11 protein-coding genes are annotated in these 23,077 nt (G+C 71.5%); 5 read left to right on the top strand and 6 right to left on the bottom strand.

Annotated elements, in window-relative coordinates; all coding sequences use genetic code 11:
* The first annotated feature begins 2 nt into the window (after positions 1–2).
* The 5 genes from AC3WLY_RS19670 to ccrA all read left to right on the top strand — a co-directional run bounded on the left by AC3WLY_RS19670 (position 3) and on the right by ccrA (position 16,864).
* The gene (locus tag AC3WLY_RS19670; RefSeq protein WP_492332706.1) at positions 3–6,434 is read left to right on the top strand and encodes a type I polyketide synthase; all 6,432 of its coding nucleotides are present in this window, start codon (positions 3–5) and stop codon (positions 6,432–6,434) included.
* 8 nt (positions 6,435–6,442) lie between these two features.
* Positions 6,443–13,588: an SDR family NAD(P)-dependent oxidoreductase gene (locus tag AC3WLY_RS19665; protein ID WP_492332705.1), complete on the top strand. Its 7,146-nt coding sequence runs from the start codon at positions 6,443–6,445 to the stop codon at positions 13,586–13,588.
* A gap of 124 nt (positions 13,589–13,712) precedes the next feature.
* Positions 13,713–14,195 (top strand): avidin/streptavidin family protein, encoded by a 483-nt coding sequence (locus AC3WLY_RS19660; RefSeq protein ID WP_310137418.1) that lies wholly within the window; start codon positions 13,713–13,715, stop codon positions 14,193–14,195.
* A 160-nt stretch (positions 14,196–14,355) separates the two neighbouring features.
* Positions 14,356–15,615, top strand: a complete 1,260-nt coding sequence (locus tag AC3WLY_RS19655) for an MFS transporter (RefSeq protein ID WP_492310056.1) — start codon at positions 14,356–14,358, stop codon at positions 15,613–15,615.
* Positions 15,616–15,649: 34 nt separating this feature from the next.
* Positions 15,650–16,864: a crotonyl-CoA carboxylase/reductase gene (gene ccrA / locus AC3WLY_RS19650; protein ID WP_492310055.1), complete on the top strand. Its 1,215-nt coding sequence runs from the start codon at positions 15,650–15,652 to the stop codon at positions 16,862–16,864.
* A gap of 48 nt (positions 16,865–16,912) precedes the next feature.
* Here ccrA and AC3WLY_RS19645 read toward each other — a convergent pair whose 3' ends face one another.
* The 6 genes from AC3WLY_RS19645 to AC3WLY_RS19620 all read right to left on the bottom strand — a co-directional run bounded on the left by AC3WLY_RS19645 (position 16,913) and on the right by AC3WLY_RS19620 (position 23,051).
* Positions 16,913–17,185, bottom strand: coding sequence for a phosphopantetheine-binding protein (locus tag AC3WLY_RS19645; RefSeq protein WP_175959332.1), 273 nt, complete (start codon positions 17,183–17,185; stop codon positions 16,913–16,915).
* 23 nt (positions 17,186–17,208) lie between these two features.
* Positions 17,209–18,870, bottom strand: a complete 1,662-nt coding sequence (locus AC3WLY_RS19640) for an AMP-binding protein (RefSeq protein ID WP_492310054.1) — start codon at positions 18,868–18,870, stop codon at positions 17,209–17,211.
* A 47-nt stretch (positions 18,871–18,917) separates the two neighbouring features.
* Complete coding sequence (locus AC3WLY_RS19635) at positions 18,918–19,760, bottom strand: ferritin family protein (RefSeq protein ID WP_175959330.1); 843 nt, start codon at positions 19,758–19,760, stop codon at positions 18,918–18,920.
* Positions 19,761–19,814: 54 nt separating this feature from the next.
* Positions 19,815–21,689: an acyl-CoA dehydrogenase family protein gene (locus AC3WLY_RS19630; RefSeq protein ID WP_492310053.1), complete on the bottom strand. Its 1,875-nt coding sequence runs from the start codon at positions 21,687–21,689 to the stop codon at positions 19,815–19,817.
* 136 nt (positions 21,690–21,825) lie between these two features.
* Positions 21,826–22,725, bottom strand: coding sequence for a ferritin-like domain-containing protein (locus AC3WLY_RS19625; RefSeq protein ID WP_492332704.1), 900 nt, complete (start codon positions 22,723–22,725; stop codon positions 21,826–21,828).
* A 92-nt stretch (positions 22,726–22,817) separates the two neighbouring features.
* Entirely contained in the window at positions 22,818–23,051 is a 234-nt protein-coding gene (locus AC3WLY_RS19620; protein ID WP_072439052.1) for a ferredoxin, read from the bottom strand.
* Between the last annotated feature and the right edge of the window lie 26 nt (positions 23,052–23,077).

The following is a 23,077-nucleotide window of genomic DNA, read 5'->3' as shown; positions in this document are numbered from 1 at the left end:
AGGTGACTACAACGCAGCAACGGATCGCGCAGGCGCTCAAGCTCGCACGGGAGCGGGTCGAGGCACTCGAGCGGGCCCAGCGCCAGCCGCTCGCGATCGTCGGCATCGGCTGCCGCTTTCCGCGCGACGTCGCGGGCCCGGACGCGTTCTGGGACGTGCTGTCGAACGGCCGGGACGTGACGACGGAGATTCCGGCGGACCGCTGGGACGTCGAGCACTTCTTCGATCCCGATCCGGAGGTGCCGGGCAAGATGTACGTGCGGCGCGGCGGCTTCCTGGACGCGGTGGACGGCTTCGACCCGGCGTTCTTCGGCATCTCGGAGCGCGAGGCCGTGTCCCTCGATCCGCAGCAGCGGCTCTTGCTGGAAGTGGGCTGGGAAGCGCTCGAACATGCCGGGATCGCGCCGAGCGCGGTGCGGGGCGCGTCGTGCGGCGTCTTCATGGGCGTGAGCTGGCACGACTACGAGCGGCTCGCGTTCGGTCGCGACGCGCGGCGCGTCGATGCGTACGCGGGGCTCGGCAACACGCCGAGCATCGCGGCAGGCCGGCTCGCCTACGTGCTCGGCGTCGAGGGGCCGACGATGCTCGTCGACACGGCATGCTCGGCCAGCCTGGTCGCGGTCCACGAGGCGTGCCAGAGCCTGCGCATGGGCGAATGCGACATGGCGCTCGCGGGCGGCGTCGCGTTGATGCTGTCGCCGCTGTCCACGGTGTTCTGCTGCAAGATTCGGGCGCTGTCGCCGACCGGCCGCTGCCACACGTTCGACGCGGCGGCCGACGGCTATCTGCGCGGCGAAGGGGCCGGCGTGGTCGTGCTGAAGCGGCTCGACGACGCGCGCGCGAACGGCGACCGAATCCTGGCCGTGATTCGCGGCACGGCCATCAACCATGACGGCGCGAGCAGCGGGCTGACCGTGCCGAACGGCCGGGCGCAGGAGCGCCTGCTGGAAGCCGCGCTGAAGGATGCCGGCGTCGAGGCCGGCGCGATCGGCTACGTCGAGGCGCACGGCACGGGCACGCCGCTCGGCGACCCGATCGAGCTGGCCGCGCTGTCGAAGGTGTACGGGCGCGGGCGCACCGCGCAGCGGCCGCTGCTGGTTGGCTCGGTGAAAACCAACATCGGCCATCTGGAAGCCGCCGCGGGCATCGCGGGGCTGATCAAGTCGGTGCTGATGCTGCAGCACCAGCGGGTACCCGCGAGCCTCAACTTCACGGATCCGAACCCCCGCTTCGACTGGGCGAGCAGCGGGCTGGCGGTGCCGACGCGCCTGACGGAAAACGACGCGCCGCTGAAGATGATCGGCGTGAGTTCGTTCGGTTTCAGCGGCACGAATGCGCACGCGATTCTGGAATCGGCGCCGGAGGTGGCGCGCGAAGCGGCGGTCGCGGGCCGCGGCGCGCAGGTGCTGACGCTGTCGGCGCGCAGCGAGGAGGCATTGCGCGCGCTGTCGACGCGCTACGCGTCGTTCGTGGAGCAGGGCTCGGCGGATCTGGCGTCGATCTGCTACACGGCGAACACGGGACGCAGCGCGTTCGAGCAGCGCGCTGCGTGGGTCGTGCGCGAGCGCTCGGAGCTGGTGTCGCGGCTGCGCGCATTCGGCGAGGGCGGCGAGCAGCCGGCGCTGCTGCGCGGGGTGTACCGGAACCGCCGGCCGCGGGTGGCGATGCTGTTCACGGGCCAGGGCTCGCAATACGCGGGGATGGGCCGTGAGCTATACGAGCGCGAGCCGGTGTTCCGGGCGGCGCTGGACGATTGCGCGAGGCTGCTGGAAGGCGAGCTGGAGGTGGGGCTGCTGGAGGTGCTGTTCGGGGCGTCGACGGCGCTGCTGGACCGCACGGACTACACGCAGCCGGCGCTGTTCGCGCTGGGGTATGCGCTGCGCCGGACGTGGGAGGAGTGGGGTGTGACGCCGCAGGTGGTGATGGGTCACAGCCTGGGCGAGTACATGGCGGCGCAGGCGGCGGGGGTGCTGACGCTGGAGGCGGGGCTGAAGCTGGTGGCGAGCCGTGGGCGGCTGATGCAGGGCCGTTGCGAAGGCGGGGCGATGCTGTCGGTGATGCTGGATGCGGCGACGCTGCGCGAGCGGCTGGCGGAGCAGGGCGGCGGGCTGGTGATCGCCGCGCTGAACGGGCCGTCGCAGCAGGTGGTGGCGGGGACGTCGGCGCAGATCGAGGAGCTGCGTGCGCGGCTGGCGCAGGACGGGGTGCGCACGGATCTGCTGCCGGGCTCGCACGCGTTTCACTCGCCGCTGGTGGAGCCGATGCTGGAGGCGTACGAGGAGGTGCTGAAGGCGACGCGGCTGTCGGTGCCGCAACTGCCGCTGGTGTCGAACGTGAGCGGCGCGATGGCGGGCGCGGAAGTGGGGACGGCGGGGTATTGGGTCGAGCATACGCGCGCGCCGGTGCGGTTCGGCGTGGGGATCGAGGCGCTGGCGGCGCAGGGCGTGGATGTGGTGCTGGAGATCGGAGCGCGTCCGACGCTGACGGCGCTGGCGCGTCAGACGCTGGGGCTGGACAGCGAGATGGTGTTGCTGGCGAGCCTGCGCCCCGGACGCGGAGAGGTTGAGCAGATGCTGGAGAGCGCGGCGGCGCTGTACGTGCGCGGCGCGGCGCTGGACTGGGCAGCGTTGCATCGCGTCGACCGGCCGGTCAAGGTCGCGTTGCCGACCTATCCGTTCCAGCGCAAGCGCTACTGGGTCGAACCGGACGATGCCGAGACCGCGCGCGGTGCGCCTGGCGTCGCGGTGTCCGGGCTCGGCGCGCGGGTCGACGTCGCGGACGGCACGATCGTGTTCGAGCAGCGTTGCAGCGCGCGCAGCCACGCGTTCCTGCGCGACCACCGGTTGTCCGGAGCGATCCTGGTGCCGGGCAGCTTCTACCTGAGCCTCGCGCTCGAAGCGTGCGACGCGTTGGGCGACGGCGTCGCGACGGGCGTGCGCGACATGGTGTTGAGCGCGCCGCTGCGCCTCGCCGAGGACGAGACCCGGGTGATCCAGCTGGTCGTCTCCGCGCCGGCGAACGGTGCGCGCCGCTTCGCGATCCACAGCCGGGGCGACGCCGCGCGCGCAGAAGCGGGCTGGACCGAGCATGCGCGTGGCGAGCTGGCGCCGGTCGCGCGCGAAGCCGGAGCGCCGCCGTTCGACGCCGCCGACGACGCGCTCGTCGGGCACCTGGGCGGCGCCGCGCTGCGCGCGCAATTCGCGCGGCGCGGGCTCGGCTACGGCGGCAGTTTCCAGGCGCTCGCAGACGTGCGTCACGGCGCGCATCGCGCCGAGGCGACCCTGGTCGACCAGGGGACGACCAACGGGCTCGCGGTGCATCCCGGCCTGCTCGACGCCGCGCTACAGGCGAGCGCCGCGTGCCTCGTCTATCAACTGCGCGACGGGGCCTTCGTGCCGCTCGCGTTCGACGAGGTCGTGCTGTCGCGCGGTACCCGGCCGTTCGCCGCGTCGCGGCTGGCCGTCTGGCTGGACCGCGATGGCGACGCGCAGCCGGACACGATCCGTGCGACGCTGCGCCTTTTCACGGACGACGGCGCGCCGGTGATGGAGGTGCGCGGCATGACGCTGCGCCGCCTCGCGGAGCCGGCGCTCGACGTGGTGCCCGAGGCGGCGGAGCCGACCGAGCACGCGATCGAATGGACGCCGGTCGACGCAGCCGTCGGGCCGGAGGATCCGGCGGGCGTCTGGCTGCTCGTCGGCACGCCCGCGCGCTGCGCCGCGCTCGAGGCAAGGTTCGCGCGCGGCGGCGCCGGCATGACGTTCGTGCGCGTCGACGAGGCGGCGGGGCGCGACGCGATCGCCGACGCGTTGCGCGACGCGCCCGGCCCGTTGCGGGGCGCGCTGCGCGTCGTGCCGGAGCTGGACGTCGCGGCCGGCAGCGCGGTGATCGCCGGCGTGGCCGCGCGCGTCGGCGCATTGGCCGTCGCGCTCGCCGCGGCGCCGCTGGCGCCGGGGTTCAAGCTCTGGCTCGTGACCGCGGGCGCGTGGTCGCCGGCCGACGATCCGGAGCCGGGCGTCCCGGCGGCCGGCGCGATCGCGGCGCTGGGGCGCACGCTCGCGGTCGAGTACCCGGACCTGCGCTGCACCAACGTCGACCTGGCGCGCGGCCTGCCGGACGACGCGGCGGCGGACGCGCTGTGGCCGGAGCTGTGGCGCACCGACGGCGAGACCGATGTGTGCCTGCGTGCGCGCCGCTACGCGTTGCGGCTGCGGATGGCTGCCGGCGACGACAGCCTGGCCGTGCCGTCCGCGGCGTCGTACCGGCTCGCGGCGGCGGCAGACGGCCGGCTGGAGTCGCTGGCGCTGGCCGCCTGCGCGACGCCGGGGCCGGAACGCGGGGAGGTCGCGATCGCGGTGCGCGCCGCCGGCCTCAATTTCCGCGACGTACTGCGCGTGCTCGGCAAGCTGCCGGCGAGCGCGAACGGCATCGGCGGCGAGTTGAGCGGTGTGGTTACCGCGATCGGCGATGGCGTGACGACGCTGCGGGTCGGCGACCGCGTGATGGCGATGGCCGACGGGAGCTTTGCGTCGCATGCGGTCGTCGACGCCCGCTACGTGGCGCGGATGCCCGACGACTGGTCGTTCGAGGCGGCGGCCACCGTGCCCGTCGCCTTCCTGACCGCGCACCATGCGCTGACGACGCTCGGCGGTCTCGCGCGCGGCCAGCGCATCCTGATTCACGCCGCCGCCACGGGCGTCGGCCTCGCGGCGGTCCAGCTGGCGCAACGCATGGGCGTGCAGGTGTTCGCCACCGCGAGCGCGGGCAAGCGCGGTGTGCTGGAGCGGCTGGGCGTCGAGCATCGCTTCGATTCGCGCAGCCTGGGATTTGCCGACGAGATTCTCGCGAGAACCGGCGGCCGCGGCGTCGACGCCGTGCTCAACGCGCTGACCGGCGACTTCATCCCGGAAAGCCTGCGCGCGCTGTGCCCGTCGGGTGTCTTCCTGGAAATGGGCAAGGCGGAGATCTGGCCGCCGGCGCGCGTCGCCGCGCATCATCCGGGCGCGCGCTACCTGCCGTTCGACATCGCCGACGTGCCGGGCGACCGGATCGAGGCGCTGTTCAGCGAGCTGCAGGCGATGTTCGCGCGCGGCGAGCTGCAGCCGCTGCCGCGCACGGTCCATCCGCTGCGCGCCGCTCGCACGGCGTTCCGCACGATGGCGCAGGGCCGTCACGTGGGCAAGGTCGTGCTGCGCGTCGCCGACGACGACGCCGATGCGTTGCCGGCCGGCGCGACCTACCTCGTCACCGGCGCAAGCGGCGCGCTCGGCCGGGAAGCCGTGCAATGGTTGGTCGAGCGCGGCGCCAGGCACCTGATGCTGGCCTCGCGCACCCGCAACGCGGCGCTCGACGCGCTGCTCGAACACCTGTCGGCGCGCGGCGTGCGGTGCGGCTGGACGCCTGCCGACGTCGGCGTCGAGGCGGATGTCGATAGCCTGTTCGCCGCGCTCGCGGACGGCTGGCCGCCGCTGCGGGGCGTACTGCACGCCGCCGGCACGCTCGACGACGCGCCGCTGAGCGAGCTCGACGAGATGCGCTACGGCCGCGTGATCGCGCCCAAGGCGGACGGTGCACGCTGGATTCACGAGCGGACCGCGCGGGCGCCGCTGGACTTCTTCGTCGTCTACTCGTCGATCGCGTCGACGCTCGGCGCAGCGGGCCAGGGCAACTACGCGGCGGCCAATGGCTATCTCGACGCGCTGGTCCAGCACCGCCGCCGCCTCGGCCTGCCGGCCCTTGCCGTCAACTGGGGCGGCTGGAGCGGCGCCGGCATGGCGGGCTCGATGGAGGCCCCCGCGCTGCGCCGGCTGCGCGCACAAGGCCAGTTCCTGCTGAAGCCGGCGAGCGGCATGGCCAGCCTCGCGCGGCTGCTGCGCGCCCCCGACAGCCAGGTCGCGGTGATCGCGGCCGATTGGGCGACGCTCGCGCAGGCGCGCGTCGTGCGCCCGTCGCTGCTGGCGGACGTCGTGCGCCCGCCGGCCGCATCGTCGCCGGCCGCCGCCGCGCCGGAGCGCGACGTCGATCCGCGCGCGCTGGTCGAGCAGGCGGTGCGCAAGGTGACCGGCACCCGGCCGTCGACGCGGCTCGACGTGCGGATGTCGTTGCGCGACCTGGGCCTCGATTCGTTGATGGCGATGGAACTGCGCAATGAGCTATGCGCGCTCACGGGCCGGCGCCTCGCGCCGACGATCGCGTTCGACTACCCGAGCATCGAGGCGCTTGCCGCGCATCTCGCAGCGCTGGCGGGCGACGACGACAAGACGGACAAGACGGACAAGACGGACAAGACGGACAAGACGGACAAGACGGACAAGACGGACAAGACGGACAAGACGGGCGCAGCGCCCGCGCCGGCCGCGCGGACCGACCTGTCCGCGGACGAACTGGTCGCCCGGCTCGAACGGGAAATCTCTGCATTGGAAGGACATCTGTGATGACGGCAATGGGTGCTGATGCTTCGCTGTTGCGCGCGCTGTCGGCGCTCGAACGCAGCCGGCTCAAGCTGGAGGCGGTCGAGCGCGAGCGCTCGGAGCCGATCGCGATCGTCGGGGCGGCTTGCCGGCTGCCGGGCGGCGTCGTCGATCTCGACAGTTATTGGGCGCTGCTGGCAAGCGGCGGTGATGCGGTATCCGGGCTGCCTGAGGCGCGCTGGAACGCCCCGGGCCTGTTCGACCGGAATCGCAATGCGGCGGGCAAGGTATACAGCGACGCGATGGCCGTGCTGGACGGCGCGGACCGTTTCGATCCGGCCGCGTTCGGCCTCTCCGCGCGGGAGGCGGAGCGCATGGAGCCGCAGCAGCGCCAACTGCTCGAAGTGTCGTACGAGGCGCTCGACCACGCGGGGCTGGACATCGACGGCTTGCGTGGCAGCGACACCGCCGTCTACGTCGGGATCTGCGCGAACGATTTCGTGCACCGGTTCGCGACCGAGTCCGCCGACACCTACTCGGCAACCGGCGCGTCGCTCGCCACCGCGTCCGGGCGGCTCGCTTACACGTTCGGCTTCCAGGGGCCGGCGCTCAGCATCGACACCGCCTGCTCGTCGTCGCTGGTCGCGCTGCACCTGGCATGCCAGGCGCTGCGCAAGGGCGAGACGCGCATCGCGCTCGCGGGCGGCGTGCACGTGAGCGCCGGCCCGGAATCCTCGGTGGCGCTCGCGAAGCTCAATGCGCTGTCGCCGAGCGGGCGGTGCCGCGCGTTCTCGGCGGACGCGGACGGCTACGTGCGCGGCGAAGGTTGCGTCGTACTGGTCCTGAAGCGGCTGGGCGATGCGCTGCGGGATGGCGATCGGATCCTCGCGTCGGTGCGCGAGACGGCGCTCAACCAGGATGGGCGCAGCAACGGGCTGACCGCGCCGAACCGGCTCGCGCAGACCGAGCTGCTGCGCGCGTGCCTGTCGCGCGCGAAACTGAGCCCGAGCGACGTCGGCTACCTGGAGGCGCACGGCACCGGGACCGAGCTGGGCGATCCGATCGAACTCTCCGCTGCTGCGGCGGCCTACGGCATCGATCGCGCGTCACCGCTGTGGGTCGGCTCCGCGAAGACCAACATCGGTCACCTCGAAGCGGGCGCGGGACTGGCCGGGCTGCTGCGCGCGGTGCTCGCGCTGCGGCACGCGACGATTCCGCCGAACCTGCACCTGAACGGACTCAATCCGCATTTCGACTGGGAGGCCGAGCGGCTGCAGGTGCCGACGGTGCCCACGCCGTTTCCGCTCAACCCGTCCGGCAGCCGGATCGCGGGCGTCAGCTCGTTCGGCTTCAGCGGCACGAACGCGCACGCGCTCATCGAGCAGCCGCCGTCGCCCGCCGCGGCCGCGGCGCCCCTGCCCGGCGACGCGGATGCCGTGTTCCTGAGCGCCGCGTCGGAGGCGGGGCTGCGCGACCAGGCGCGGCGCTTCGCGCGCCGTCTCGCCGATGCGCCCGCGCAGTGGCGCGAGCTCTGCCACACGGCACGCGCGCGGCGCAATCCGGGCGCGCTGCGCATCGCGGTCGCGGGCTGCGACGCGGCCGAACTCGCGGCGCAACTGAACGCGTTCGCGGACGGCGCGGCGCCGGCGGAGGTCATGCGCGGCGAGCGGCTGCCCGGCGAGCGCGGCGTCGTCGCGGTGTTTTCCGGGCAAGGCGCGCAATGGGTCGGGATGGGGCGCGAACTGATCGCGACGAGCTCCGCGTTCGCGCGTGGATTCGACGCGTGCGCGCAGGCGGTCGAGCGCCATTCGGGGCGCGCGATGCGCGACGCGCTCGCCGCCGGCGAAGCGGCCTTCGCGGCGCTCGACGCGGCCACCGTCCAGCCGCTGCTGTTCTCGGTCGCGGTTGCGCTGGCCGCCCACCTGCGGGCGCTCGGCGTGCGCTTCGACGCGGTCGTCGGGCAGAGCATGGGCGAGGTGAGCGCGGCGGCCGTCGCCGGCGCGCTGTCGATCGACGATGCCGCGCGCATCATGTGCGAGCGCAGCCGCCTCGGCGTCTCGGCAAAGGGTGGTGCGATGGCGATGCTCGCGATGAGCCGCGCGGAAGTCGAGGCGCAGGTCGCGGCCGAAGGCCGGGCCGTGACCCTCGCCGCGTGCAACGGGCCGGCGTCGACGCTCGTGTCCGGCGAGGAAGCCGAGATCGATGCGCTCGTCGGCACGTGGCAGGCGCGCGGCGTGTTCTGCCGCAGGCTGCGGGTCGACTACGCGTCGCACAGCGCGTTCATGGAGCCGCTGCTCGCGCCGCTGAAGGCCGGAGTGGCCGCCATTTCGCCGCGCGCGGCGGAGATCCCGCTGTATTCGACGGTGACGGCCGACGAGATCGACGGCGCGACGCTGACGCCCGACTACTGGGCCGCCAATCTGCGGCAACCGGTGCTGCTCTACCCGACGCTCGAAAAACTGATCGCGCGCGGCTACCGGCTGTTCCTGGAAATCTCGCCCCGTCCGGCGCTGAGCGCCTCCATCGAGGATGCGCTGGCACAGGCGGGCGTCGACGGCTGCGTCGCATGCGCGATGAACGACGATGCCCCGCAGGCACGCACGGCGCTGCTGGCCGCCGGCCGGTTGTTCGCGCACGGCGCGCGCCTCGACGTCGAGCGCGCGCCCGGCCGGGTGGCCGAGATTCCGCCGCGCAGCTGGGAGCACGTCGAGTTTCCGCTGCCCGCCTATCGGCGCGCGGCGGGCGCGGACGGGCACACCGACGCGATCCTCGGCGCCGCGCGCGCGATCGCGTGCCAGGCCGGCACCCTGGTGGCCGACGGCTGGCTGAGCGTCGGGCATCCGCTCGTCGCGCAGCATCGCATCGACGGCAGCGCGCTGCTGCCTGGCACGGGGTTCCTGCGGCTGGCGCTGCAGGCCGCGCTGGCGCGCTGGCCGGACCAGGATCTGGCGGTCACCGACGTCGTGTTCCGGCAAGTGCTGGCATTGCCTGACGAGGCGACCGAGCCGCGGCCGCTGCAGCTCGTGCTGGTCGACGAATCGCCCGACGCGGCCGGCTGGCGCGTGAGCAGTCGCGACAGCGAGCGCGACGACCGCTGGGTCGAGCATGCGGGCGGCCGCGTGACCCGCGTGACCCGCGCGAGCGGCCCGGCGGACGACGGCGCGCAGCCGGGGTTCGCCGACGCGCAGGCGCGCATGCGCGACGAGGTGGACGGCGCGACGCTGTATGACGCGCTCGACGGGATGGGGCTGCAATACGGCCCGCGGTTTCGCTGCGTCGAGCGGCTCTGGTGGGCGGACGATGCGTTCGTCGCGAGGCTGGCCGACGGCGGCGCCGCGCAGCCGGACGCATTCAACCTCGATGCATGCCTGCACGGGCTGGCGTGGCTCGGCTTCCGGCACGGCGAGCCGGCCCGGGTGCCGGTCTCCGTCGAACGGGCGACGATCGCCGCCGGCGCGGGCGCGCCCGCCTGGGTGCACGGGGTGCGCGCGCTCGACGGCGACGCGTCGACGGCTGATCTGGTCGTGTGGGACGCGGCGGGCCGCGTGGTGGCGCGAATCGTCGGGCTGCGCGCGCTGAGCCCCGAGCGCGCCGACGCGGCGCTGCCCGCGCAGGGTCGCTGGCTGCATGGCCAGGCATGGATCGAGCAGCCGTTGCCGGCCGAGACGCAAGCCGCGCCGCGCGATTGGCTGATCGTGGCCGCCTGCCGCGACGCATCCGGCGCGTGGCTGGAGCGGCTGCGGGCGCGGCTCGGCGGCGCTGCGCTGCTGCACTGGAGGCCCGACGACGGCATGCCGTTTCCGGCGGTCGCATTGCGCGCGTGGGCGGAATCGGACGGACACGGCACGCGCTCGATCGTCTGGATCGGCGACAGCGTCGAGCGTGCGCTCGCGGGCGACGCTGGCGGCGATCCGGCGATGCAGGCGAGCATCGATGCGCTCCGCCTCGTGCAGGCCGTCCTTGCCGCGTTCGACGGCCGCGAGGCGCCGCGCCTGAGCTTCGTGTCGGCCGGCGCGCAGGCCGTCGCCGGCCAGTCCGCGCCGGCCCGGGCGGCACTGGGCGATGCCGGCCTCTGGGGGCTGGCGCGCGCGCTGTCGGCGGAGCACGCGGAATGGCACGTGCGGTGCATCGATGTCGATCCGTGCGACGCGCACGCGCAGGCGGAGCGGCTGGCCGACGAGCTTGCCGGCGGGTCCGCCGAAACGGAAGTCGCGCTGCGCGCGGCGCGCTGGGTCGGCAGGCTGGCGCGCCGGCCGCTCGGCGAAGAGCGCGAGCCGGGCAGCCGGCTGGCCGGCGAACCCTATCGCGTCGAGATCGACCGGCCGGGCGTGCTGGGTTCGATGAAGCTGCGGGCGACGCCGCGCGTCGAACCGCGGGCCGGCGAGGTGGAAATCGAGATCGACGCGGCCGCGCTCAATTTCGCGGACGTGATGCGTGCGATGGGCTTCTTCCTCGCCGACGACGAGCGCTCGGTCGCACTCGGCAGCGAATGCGCCGGGATCGTGTCGCGCGTCGGCCCGGGCGTGTCGACCGTGGCGGTCGGGCAGCGGGTGGTCGCGATCGGCGCGCACTGCTTCGCGAGCCACGCGTGCGTCGACGCGGCGCTGGTGGCGCCGCAGCCCGACACGCTGTCGGCGGCGCAGGCGGCCGCGTTGCCGATCGCATCGATGACCGCGTGGTACGCGCTGAAGGAGGTCGCGTCGCTGCGCGCGGGGCAGCGCGTGCTGATCCATTCGGCGACGGGCGGCACGGGGCTGGCGGCCGTGCAGCTCGCGCTGTCGCTCGGCGCGGAGGTGATCGCGACGGCCGGCAGCGAAGCCAAGCGCCAGTTGCTGCGCGAGCTCGGCGTGCGGCACGTGTTCGATTCGCGCAACGCGACGTTCGAGCGCGCGACGCTCGACGCGACCGGCGGGCGCGGGGTCGACGTGGTGCTCAATTCGCTCGCGGGCGCGGCGATCGAGCAGAACCTGCGGGTGCTGGCCGCCGACGGCTGGTTCCTCGAGCTGGGCAAGCGAGACATCTACGAGGACGGCCGGCTGTCGATGCGCCACTTCAAGAAGCGGCTCCGCTTCGTGGCGATCGACCTGGGCGGCTTGCAGCGGGAACGGCCCGAGCAGTTCGCCGCGCTGTTCCGGCGGGTGCTGGACGCGTTCGCGCAGGGCGAGCTCGCGTCGCTGCCGACCACGGTGCTGCCGGTGTCCCGCGCCGCCGACGCGTTCCGGCAGATGGCGGCGGCGCAGCACGTCGGCAAGCTGGCGCTGGCCATGCAGGACCCCGATCTCGTCGTCGCCGAGCCGGGCGGGCCGGCGCCGCTGCTGCGCGGCACCCACCTGATCACGGGCGGCACCGGCGGCCTCGGCGCGGCGCTCGCCGGCTGGCTGGTCGCGAACGGCGCGCGGCGGATCGTCCTGATGGGGCGCTCGGCCGCGGGCGCGGCGGCGCAGGCGCAGGCCGAGCAATTGCGGCGGCAGGGCGCCGAGGTGCGGACGGTCGCGATCGACGTGGCGTCGCGCGCGGACCTCGCACGCGAACTCGACGCGATCGACGCCGGCTTCGGTCCGCTGCGCGGCGTGTATCACCTGGCCGGCGTGCTGAACGACGCGCTGGTCGACACCCAGACGCCGGACGCGTACCGGCGCGTGCTGGGCCCGAAGGCCGACGCCGCATGGCACCTGCACGAGCTGACCGCCGGGCGCGCACTCGATCATTTCGTCGTCTATTCGTCGGCGGCGACCTTGCTGCCTTCGCCGTCGCAAACGAGCTATGCCGCGGCGAACGCGTGCCTCGATGCGCTCGCCGCGTGGCGGCGCGGGCAGGGCCTGCCGGCGCTCAGCCTCCAGTGGGGACCGTTCTCGGACGCCGGTCTTGCGGCGGCCCGCGGCGACCGCGGCGCGCGCCTCGCGGAGCGTGGCGCGGCCAGCCTGACGACCGGCGAGTCGCACTGCTACCTCGGCATGCTGATGAAGCGCGACGAGCCGGTGGTCGGCGTGTTCCCGTTCGACGCCGCGCGCTGGCTCGACGCGTCGCCCGCGGTGGCGGCGCAGCCTCGCTTCGACATCGTGCGCGACGGCGCCGCCGCGCGGCCGGGCCACGGCGCGGCGCAGGCGCGCCTCAAGGACGCGCCGCCGGCGATGCGGCGCGAGCTGATCCAGGCCCTTTTGCGCCGGCATGCCGCCGCGGTGCTGCGGGTGCCGGAAGCCGCGCTGACGCCCGCGACGACCTTTCCGCAGGCCGGGCTGGATTCGCTGACGGGCCTCGAACTGCGCAACCGGATCGAGAGCGAGGTAGGCCTGCCGCTGTCGTCCGCGGTGCTGTGGCGTCATCCGACGATCGACGCGCTCGCCGAGTTCCTGACGCAGCAGCTCGGCGCATCGGACCGTCCGGCCGATGCAACGCCGCCGGCGCAGACCGTTGCCGCGCCGGCGGCGGAGGCGGGCAAGTGGTTTCTCGTGCCGCGGCCGTCGCGCGCGCCGCGTCTGCGGATCTTCTGCATCCCGTTCCTCGGCGGCCTGGGCTCGGTGTTTTCCGGCTGGATCCGGCACTTGCCCGAGGAGATCGAACTGCAGGCGCTGCAGCTTCCGGGCCGGCCGCCGCGCCACGCCGAAGCGGCGCATTCCCGCTATCCGGCGCTGGTCGACGCGTTGCGCGATGCGCTGCTGCCGCGTCTCGACGCACCGTACGCGATCTACGGGCACAGCCTCGGCGCGCTGCTGGCGTTCGGGCTTGCGCATGCGTTGCGCGACGCGGGGGCGCCCGCACCGGAGCACCTGTTCCTGGCCGCGTATCCGGCGCCGCACCTGCACAACCCTGTTGGCGACATCGCGGGCCTGCCGGAAGCGGAATTCATCGAGGGGCTGAAGCGCCTGCGCGGCATTCCGGAACAGGTCCTCGCGGACAGCGAACTGCTGAACGTGTTCCTGCCCAGCCTGCGGGCCGAGATCGCGCTGCTGAACTCCTATGTCCACGAGGGGCGCGCGCCGCTGGCGGTGCCCGCGACGATCCTCGGCGGCACGCACGACCACGTCGTCACCGCCGCCGAGATCGACGCGTGGCGGCAGCACTTCGCGGGCGCGGTCGACGTGCGCGAGATCGACGGCGGGCATTACTTCGTGAAGGACGCGCCCCGCAGCGTGGTCGACGTGGTGCTGGCGCGGCTCGCGCTGGCCCAGCCGGCCTGACGTCGGTGACGTGCGCCCGGCCGGGACTGGCGGGCGCACCCGAATTGCAGGCGAACGCTGCCGTTCGTGCGGAGCGGTAGCGGGGAGCAACGATCCGCACATTCATGACCAAGGAGATGAAAAAGTGAAAAAGATGCTCATGTCGTTCGCGACCGTCGGTGCGCTGTCCTCGTCCGCTCTCATGCTGGGCATGATGCCGGCGCCGGCCTGGGCCGGCACGCCGTCGTGCGCGAGCCTGGTCGGCTCGTGGGGCAACCAGCTTGGCTCGACGATGAACATCCAGTCGGTCGATCCGGTGACGGGCGCGATCACCGGCACCTACCGGTCGCCGTCGGGCACGAGCGGCCAGCAATTCCCGCTGGTCGGCTGGACCAACACCGCACCGGCGCAGAACGGCCTGGACAACGTCACGCTGGTGTCGTTCGCGGTGAACTGGGGCAACTACGGCACGGTGACGTCGTGGTCGGGTCTGTGCCGCACGCAGAACCAGGTGCCGACCATTTCCGCGCTGTGGCATTTCGCGCAGTCGAACGCGCAGTTCACGTGGAGCCACGTGCAGACGGGCCAGGACGTATTCAGCCCGTCCAGCTCGTCGACCGCGCGTTGAAGCAACGCGCCCGCGCAAGCAGCAGGCGGGCGCGCGCCGCCGTGGCGCGGCACCATGCAGACCCGGTTTCCCCGCGCCGCGCCGTCAGGCCGGCGCGGGCGAACACCGGCGGCGCGCGAGCGCGCCCACTATCCGGATTCATCAGCAGGGAGACGATTTCATGGCGTCAGCCGCCGAACTGAAACAGAACGCATCGCTGTATTTCCTGGCGCTGGGCGCCTTTGCGATCGGCACCGAAGGATTCATGCTCGCCGGGCTGCTGCCGATCATCGCGAAGGATCTGTCCGTCAGCCTCGCGGCGGCGGGGCAGCTCGTCACCGTCTTTTCGATCTCCTATGCGATCAGCTCGCCGATCCTGACGACGGTCAGCGCGGGGGTCAATCGACGGCGCTTCCTGATCGTCGCGCTGCTGTGCTTCTCCGCGGCCAACTTCGCGGCCTGCGCGTCGCCCGGCTATCTGTCGCTGCTGGCCGCGCGCGTGCTGCTGGCCGTGTCGGCCGGCCTGTACATGCCGAGCGCAAATGCGCTCGCCGGCTCGCTCGTCGCGCCGGAGCGCAGGGGGCGCGCGCTCGCGACCGTCCATGGCGGGATCACGATCGCCGTCGCGCTCGGCGTGCCGCTCGGCGCGTGGATCGGCGGCCACTTCGGCTGGCGCGCGACATTCGCCGGCATCGGCGTGTTGTCCGCGATCGTGACGCTCGGGGTGGTGGCGGGCCTGCCGCGCGGGATCGGCGCGAACCTGTCGGTGCCGTCGCTCGCGCAGCGCGTGGCAGTCGGGCGGCAGCCCGCCGTGCTGGTCACGCTGCTCATCACGACCCTGTGGGCCGCGGGCATCTGGACCATCTACCCGTATCTCGCGCCGTTCCTGACGGGCCGCCCCGGCTTCAGCGACGCGGAAGTCGGCGCCGTGCTGCTGCTGTACGGCGTGTTCGCCGGCATCGGCGTGTTCATCAGCGGCCGTGCGATCGACCGCCTCGGCAGCGGCAAGGTGCTGATCGTCTGCCTGGTCGTGATGATGCTGTCGTACGAGAGCCTGACCGCCAGCGCGCTGCACCTGGAGCCGGCGCATGCACGCGTCGCGATCCTGGCCGCGATCGCCGCGTGGGGCGCGGCCGGCTGGGCGTTCAACCCGGCCCAGCAGACCAAGCTGATCGGCATCGCCGGCCTCGACGTCGCGCCGGTCTCGCTGTCGCTCAATTCGTCGTTCACGTATCTCGGCTTCGCGCTCGGCGCGGCGCTCGGGTCGTTCATCGTCGCGTACAGCTCCGTGGCGGACATCGGCGCGATCGGCGGGCTGTGCGAACTGGCCGCGCTGATCGTCACGCTGGCGGCCAACCGCCATGCCCGGCGCGCGGCGACGCGCGTGCACGTCGTGGTCCAGGCCGCCGCCCCGCGCGCCGAACGCTCGACGCAGCCGTGACACGGCGCGTACGCACAACAACGAAGGAGACGTCATGAGCCGGGAAACGATCAAGGCGCTGTACGACATCGGCGAAATGCCGCCGCTCGGTGGCGTGCCGCATCTCATGCATGCATGGACGATTCGCGCGGATCGCCACGGGCCGCCGCACCGCGCGTTCCAGAGGGAAGTGGTGCCGGTCTGGACGATCGGCGACGACGAGGTGCTGGTCTACGTGATGGCGGCGGGGCTCAACTACAACGGCGTGTGGGCGGCGGCCGGCATGCCGCAATCGGTGCTCGGCATTCACGGGCATCCGTTCCACGTCGCCGGCTCGGACGCGTCGGGCATCGTCTGGGCGGTCGGACGCAACGTCCGGCGCTGGGCGGTCGGCGACCACGTGGTCGTGCATTGCAATCAGGTGGACGGCGACGACGAGGAGTGCAACGGCGGCGATCCGATGCTGTCGCCGAGCCAGCGGATCTGGGGGTTCGAGACGCCGGACGGCTCGTTCTCGCAGTACACGCGCGTGCATCGGAACCAGCTGCTGCCGAAGCCGGCCGGGTTGGGCTGGGCCGAGGCCGGCTGCTACATGCTGACGCTCGCGACCGCCTACCGGATGCTGTTCGGCCAGCATGCGCCGGGCATGCGGCCGGGCGGCGCCGCGCTGGTGTGGGGCGCCGCGGGCGGCGTCGGCGCGTTCGCGGTGCAGCTCTGCCGCTTGAGCGGGATGGAGGCGGTGGGCGTCGTGTCCAGCGAAGCGCGCCGCGAATTCGTGACCGGGCTCGGCGCGAAGGGCGTCATCGACCGCAGCCGGTATGACTGCTGGGGCGAGTTGCCCGACGTCCAGACGCCGCGCTACGACGCCTGGCTCGGCGAGGCGCGGCGCTTCGGCAAGGCGATCTGGGATTGCCTCGGGCGGCGGGAGAACGTCGACGTGGTGATCGAGCATCCGGGGCAGGCGACTTTCCCGCTGTCGTGCTACCTGGTGAAGCGCGGCGGCACGGTGTTGTTCTGCGGTAGCACGACCGGCTACAAGCTGACCTTCGACGCCCGCTACGTATGGATGCACCAGAAGCGCATCCAGGGTTCCCATTTCGCGCACATGAAGCAGGCCGCCGAAGCGAACCGGTTGGTCGAGCGCGGCAAGGTCGAGCCGTGCCTGTCCCGCACGTTCGCATGGGATGCGCTGCCGGATGCGCACGAGCTGATGGCGCAGAACCGGCTGTCTCCCGGCAACGCCGCGATCCTGGTGGGCGCGCCGGCCTGACGCCGCGGCGGGCGGCGAGGGGCCCGCCCGCGCCCGGGCGGGTGACGGCTATTCCGCGACCGGCCCGGCCGGTTCCGTCTCGCGCATCAGTTCGTCCACCTTATTGAAGATGTCGCCGAGCTTCATGTCGAAATCGACCTGCAGCTTCTCGAGGTCGATGCGTCGTTCATAGACGACCTCGGCGGCGATCGCCAGCTCGACGAGCATCATCGAATCCCAGCCCATGCCGGCAATCGTCGCATTGGTGTCCAGCTTCTCGACGTCAAGCAGGCGCGCGAGTTCCGCCGCCAGTTTTTCCGTCATCTGTTCACGTTCAGTCATTCTCCCGCTCCTTGGTTTGGTGGCTACACTTCCTGAAGTTCATCGATGATCGCCAGACTTCCGTCGGCGAGGCTTTCCCTGCATAGCGATCTGATGAATTTTCCGCTCGACGTCCGGCTCAACGAGCCGCGCAGGACGAAGCAGACCCTCGCGACGCTGACGCCCGCGTGCAGCGAGACGGCCTCGCGGATCTGCGAGACCAGCGTGCTTCGCGCGGACGAGGCGGTCGTTCGCGAGATCTCGACGACGGCCGCGACCGTCTCGTCGCCGTTCGCGGCGGGCAGGCCGACGATGCAGACCGTGTGATCGTCGATCTGCGGACACTCACGCTCGATGATGCTTTCGACGTCCTCGGCGTGATACGTGACGCCGCGAATCTTGATCGTGTCCTTGCGGCGCCCGGTCACGAACAGTTGCCCGCGTTCGATCTTGCCGAGGTCCCCCGTGCGGTGAAACAGCCGGCCCTCGTGGGCCGCGAAGCGGTATGCGAACGGCGCGGTCCGGATGCCGTATTCGTCACGGTAGGCGCTCGCCACCGACGGACCGGAGATGAAGATCTCGCCGGTCGAGCCATCGTCGAGCGGCGCGAGCGACACGGGATCGGCGACCACGATCGTTGTCTCCGCATCGATCGGGCCGCACGATACAAGCGTACCCGTGGAATCCGTCGCCGGCGCCGCCGTGCCGCCATCCGTCCCGAAGAAGCGGTGGCCAGAGACGAACAGGCTCGCTTCGGCCATCCCGTAGCACGGAAAGATCGACGTGGCCCTGAAGCCGGATGCGCGGAATTTTTCCGCGAATCGCTCCAGCGTGTGGCGCCGCACCGGTTCCGAACCGTTGTACGCGGTTTCCCATGCGCTCAGATCCAGGCTCGCCGCTTCGTCCGCCGACACGCGCCGCACACACATGTCGTAGATGAAATTCGGGCCGCCGCTCGTGTGCGCGCGTGTCCGCTCGATCAGCTTCAGCCAGCTCGCCGGCTTCGACACGACGTCGAGCGGAGACTGCATCAGCGCGGTGCCGCCGAGGAACAGCGGCTGCAGCACGTTGCCGATCAGGCCCATGTCGTGAAAGAGCGGCAGCCAGCCCAGCAGACGCAGGCCGTCGCGATGGCCGAAGTGTTTCGCGATCGCGATCTGGTTGGCGACGATGTTGGCGTGCGAGACGAGCACGCCCTTGGGCGTCGCCGTCGAGCCGGAAGTGAACTGCAGCAGCGCGGCGGCCTCGCCCGGGATCCGCCGCACGGGGGGCACGGTCCCGCCGGCCTGCGCCGGCGCGGACAGGTCCAGCGCATGCACGTCGTGGCGCGCGAGGATGCCTTCGGTGAAATCGTTCAGCCCGTCGTGCAGCATCGCGACCGACTGCCCGACCCGCAGCATGGCTTCGAGGCGCTGCGACGAGCGGCGGTTCGCCGGCATGCCCGGGATCGCCACGCCGCCGAGCGACAGGATCGCGAGCAGGGCGACGAGGTAGTCGATGCCGTACTTCATCGCGACGAGTGCGGTGTCGCCGGGCCGAACCCGGTCCGCGAGCCGGGCCGCGGTTTTCTGCATCGACACGACGAGATCGCCGTAGGTCAACCCGGCGATCGGTTCGAGGTGCGCGTCATAGTGCTGCATCGCGAGCTGATTCGGGCGGGATGCCGCGTGCTGTTGCAGGACCTCTACGATCGATTCGGGTGTCATGTGGCGAAGGAGGATGAGATTGCGTGAAAACCGGCGAACCTGGCGCTTCAGCCGAGCGCGAGCCGGCGGATCTGTTCCATCACGTCGTCCGCGCTGTCGAGCGAGATGCCGACGAGCGTGCCGATGACCGAGCGCATCCGCGCATCGATCAGCCCGCGATCGTCGACGCCCGGCAGTTCGTCGGACTCCCGGGACAGGCCCGACACGAGGCGCGACACGATTGCAACCGGGTGCTGCACGTCGCGCAGCGATGTGAGCCAGAAGTACAGGACCTTGAGCGCCTCGATCCGTTCCGTGCGCGGCCGATTCGAGCACGCGATCATCTTGCTCGCATACACGTAGAAGCTGCCGGAGTGGCGCGCCTCGTCCGACGACAGCAATCGCGTGATGGTCTTCAGCACGGGTTCCCGTACGGCCTTCGACAGCCGCATGTAGATCGACGACGCCTCGATTTCGGACAGGATGTTCATCACGAGGGTGCCGACGCGGGAACGGATGAACGGCTCGGTCGCGCGCCCGGACGCGACGAAGTCCGCGTCGAACGAACGCCCGGCCAGCTCGAGCCAGCGCATCAGCACGTACGGGTGCTTGGTCTCCTCGTACATCCAGACGGATACCCATTGCGTGAAATCGACGTCGTCGTGGAATTTCTCGAGGAACATCCGCGAGGCCGACCACGTGGTCAGCTCGGACATCGCAATCTCGGTGACCACGTCCAGCAGCTCGTCCGAGACGAGCGAATGGTCGAGCCGCTCCCACGGCAGGTCCGATATCTTCCAGCGCACCGATTCGGCCTGGTCGAACAGATGGTAGAAGCGCGCGCTGCCGAGCACGGACTCAGGGCTGCCGGGCTCGGCGCGGGACGACGGGGACATGCTGGCAAGGGCCATGGTGCTGGATCTCCTGAAAGCGCGGTTCGAACGTCGAAGGGCGGGCAGGCCCGCTCACGCGGACGCATGCAGCCGCAGGCCTGCGCTCACGCGCCGGCTGTAGTAGTCCTTCATGACGCCGGACGCGCCGGTGAAGAGGCTCATCACGCGGCCGTCGAGGCGCGCGCGCTGAAGCCACGCGATGTCGCCCGGCGCGCGGCGACCCGCGAGCAGCGCGTCTTCGCACGCATCGATGCAGTCGCGCACGAAATCGCCGCACAGGTACTTGAGCATCGCCGCGTCGGTGGAAATCGACGTGCGCGCCGCCGCGCGCCGTGCCGTTTGCCAGCAGCGCACGCGCAGCGCCGCCGCCTCGCAGCGCAGATCCGCGAGCGCCGCCGCGTCGTTCCGCGCGGGCAACTGCGCGAGCGTACGGTTCAGGCAGTAGAGCGCATACGAAACCGCGGCGGCCGCAATCAGCACGCGCTCCTCGACGATCACGTCGACGACGTATAGCAGGCCGGACCCGACATAGCCGACGGTGTTCTGCTTCGGCACCTTCACGTCGGTAAACCGGATATGCCCGGTTTCCGACGCGTGTGCGCCGAGCTTCGCGTATTTCTCCACGATCTCGACGCCCGGCAGGTCCATCGACACGCACAGCAGCGTGAGACCCTGCGCGTCGGCGCCGCGCGTCGTGCGCGTGAGCACGAACGCGACATCGGCGGCGGGCGAGTTCGTGATGTAATGCTTGTCGCCGTTTACGACCCAATGGTCGCCGCGATCGTCTGCGGTCGTCGCGAGCGTGGTCACCATCGCCCCGGCGCTACCGCTCTCGGTCACCGCGAGGCAGGGGATCGTGCGGCCGGCCGCGATCGCCGGCAGGAAGCGGTCCTTCAGGTCCTCCGAGCCGTAGCGTGTCAGGATCGGCACGACCGTATTCGCGATCAGCATCGTGCTGACCGTCAGTCCGAACAGATTGTCGAGCATCATCTGCTCGGTCATGTGCATGTGCCGAATCATGCCGGCGCCGCCACCGCCCCATTCTCGCGGGCACGCCTGCCCGAGGTAGCCGCGCTTGCCCAGTTCCTCGAATCCGTCGCGTGGAATGCGGCCGCTGGCCTCCCATGCGTCGAACACGGGCGTGACCCGTTCGTGCAGATACTCGGCGAAGGTCGCGCGGAACGCGTGCTCGTCGTCGGTGGCCGCGACGAACGGCTGGGTCCAGTCGATCGGGGTGCCCGGGCCGGTCGCGCTGATCCGCAGCAACGGACGAGCCGCATTCAGGTCGAGGTAGAACGCGGCGACCGGATTGCGCTCGATGTAGCCCCAACCGCCGTTCAGCTGAACGCACTGATTGGCGAACATCTGCAGTTTCCTGAGCGCGGCGACCAGCAGGACTTCGGCTTCCGCGCACGTGCCCGGCGAAGCGGGCCGCCCGGTCAGTTCGGCGTGCGCGGCCTCGAGCACGTCGAGCCACGCATGGACATGCGAAAGCTGCGTGCGAACGTCCGGCAGGTCGATCAGGACGCCGGTCGTGCTTTTCCTGTCGATCAGGAAGCGCGCGGTCTGCCGCTTGACCTCGGCGGCCTCGCCGACGAGTTCCGCGATCACGCGCAGCAGGTAGCCGGCGCGAATGCGCGACAGCTCGGCGTCGGTCAGCGGCTGCCCCACGAGGTTCGCGTCATCGGCGATGGAGAGCTGACCGAGCGCGTTGTCGCCGTCGCCGGACGAGCGCAGCGCGATCGCGCTCCGGTACGCGGCGGCGTCGAGATACAGTACGCGGCCGCCGTCGGGCGCCGGTGCGACACACGCGAGCAGTCCGCCGTCCGGAATACCGAACAGCGCGCCAGTCAGCCCGCCGACGTCGTCGTCGGCCGGCCGCAGGTCGACGAACGCGGCGGCGTCGCCGCGAACCGTCTCCGGCGGGCAGGTATGGCGAAGTTGCATCGCGAATTCGGCATTCGCTGTCCGCAGTCGCTGAAGAAGACCCATTTGATGACCCTTTGCAGATTGGACGACGTCGCGAGGCGTGCGGCGTCGGTTGACATCGAATGACGGATGAACGGCGTTTGGCCGGCCGGCGTCAGCTGGCCAGCCCCGCCAACGCCTCGAGGCGTTGGCGAGTCTTCGCGCGCGGGTCGAGATCCAGCTCGAGCACCGGCCTGCCGATCTGCCCGAATACCGTCCGGCGGAACTGCTTGCCGAACGACGACCCGTCGATCAGTTGCTTTGCCTGGTCCGCCGAGCATCCGAATCGCGCCAGCACCTCGGTCGGGCGAAGGTATTCGTCGAGTAGAGCGAGCGCTTCGTCGAGGAAATCGTCGAGTTCGGCCGGACCGACTTCGTCGTTGAGTCGCTCGGGCTCGCCGACGATCAGGCGCCCCAGCGCGAAATGGCGGGCCTCGTCCTTCATGATGTAGGAGAACAGCGTGCGCACGAACGCCGAGTCGGTCGCGATGCTGATGCGCCGGAACGCGCCGATGCCGACCCCTTCGATCAGGATCTGCATGCCGAGCGACAGGAAGCTGATCCGGTTGTCACGCCCGACCTGGTCAATCAGCGTCCCGAGCGACGGCGTGATCGGGAACGGGGCCGAGCCGATTTCGTCGAGAAGCCGCGTGAACACCTGCACGTGCCGCGCCTCGTCGGCCGCCTGCAACGTGCAGCAGAGCTTGGCCGGCACGTCCGTGTGAAGCTGCGTGAGTTTCGCGCACACGTCGAGCGCGGCCAGCTCCGCGTGCAGCATCTGCGACAGCCGCCAAACCTGGAAGTCGCGTGACAGCGACTCGCGGCCTCTGTCGCCGACCTTGCTCCAGAACGCACCGTCGCTGATCTCGTATTCGAGGCTTGCCATGCGCAACGGGTTCGCGTAGTCCCATTCGACGTTCCATTCGAACGTCTGGCCGGGCACCCACTGTTCCTCGGTGGCATTGCGGAACAGCTTCATCAGGCGTTCGTCACCGGGTAATGCTGTTGGACGCATCGCAAATCCTTCGATCGTTAGGCAAGGCGACGGCCTTGCGGTCATCAGGCGGGCGCGATCGCGGCGGCGCGCCGTCCGCTCGGCGAGCCTCGTCAACGCCTGGCATGCGTGCGCCGGATCGCCGCGGCGGGACAACTGAAGAACGCGGCCGTCATGTCCGCGCGTGCCTCGTCGGTGGCCGGCTGCGCGAAGATCCTGGCGAGACCGCCTTCCATGCGCATGCACGACGGGACGAGGGACGTGCAGGCGCCGCATGCGATGCACTGGCTGTCGTCGACCGAATAGATGTACTGCTCGCTTGCGTGGGTATGCTCGGCTTGCGTCATTTGCTGGAATTCCTCGTCGGGATTGG

It is taken from the genome of Burkholderia sp. FW306-1C-G01B (assembly GCF_058781685.1).
The sequence above is the reverse complement of the archived record's forward strand: the minus strand, read 5'-3'. Positions and strand labels throughout refer to the sequence as shown.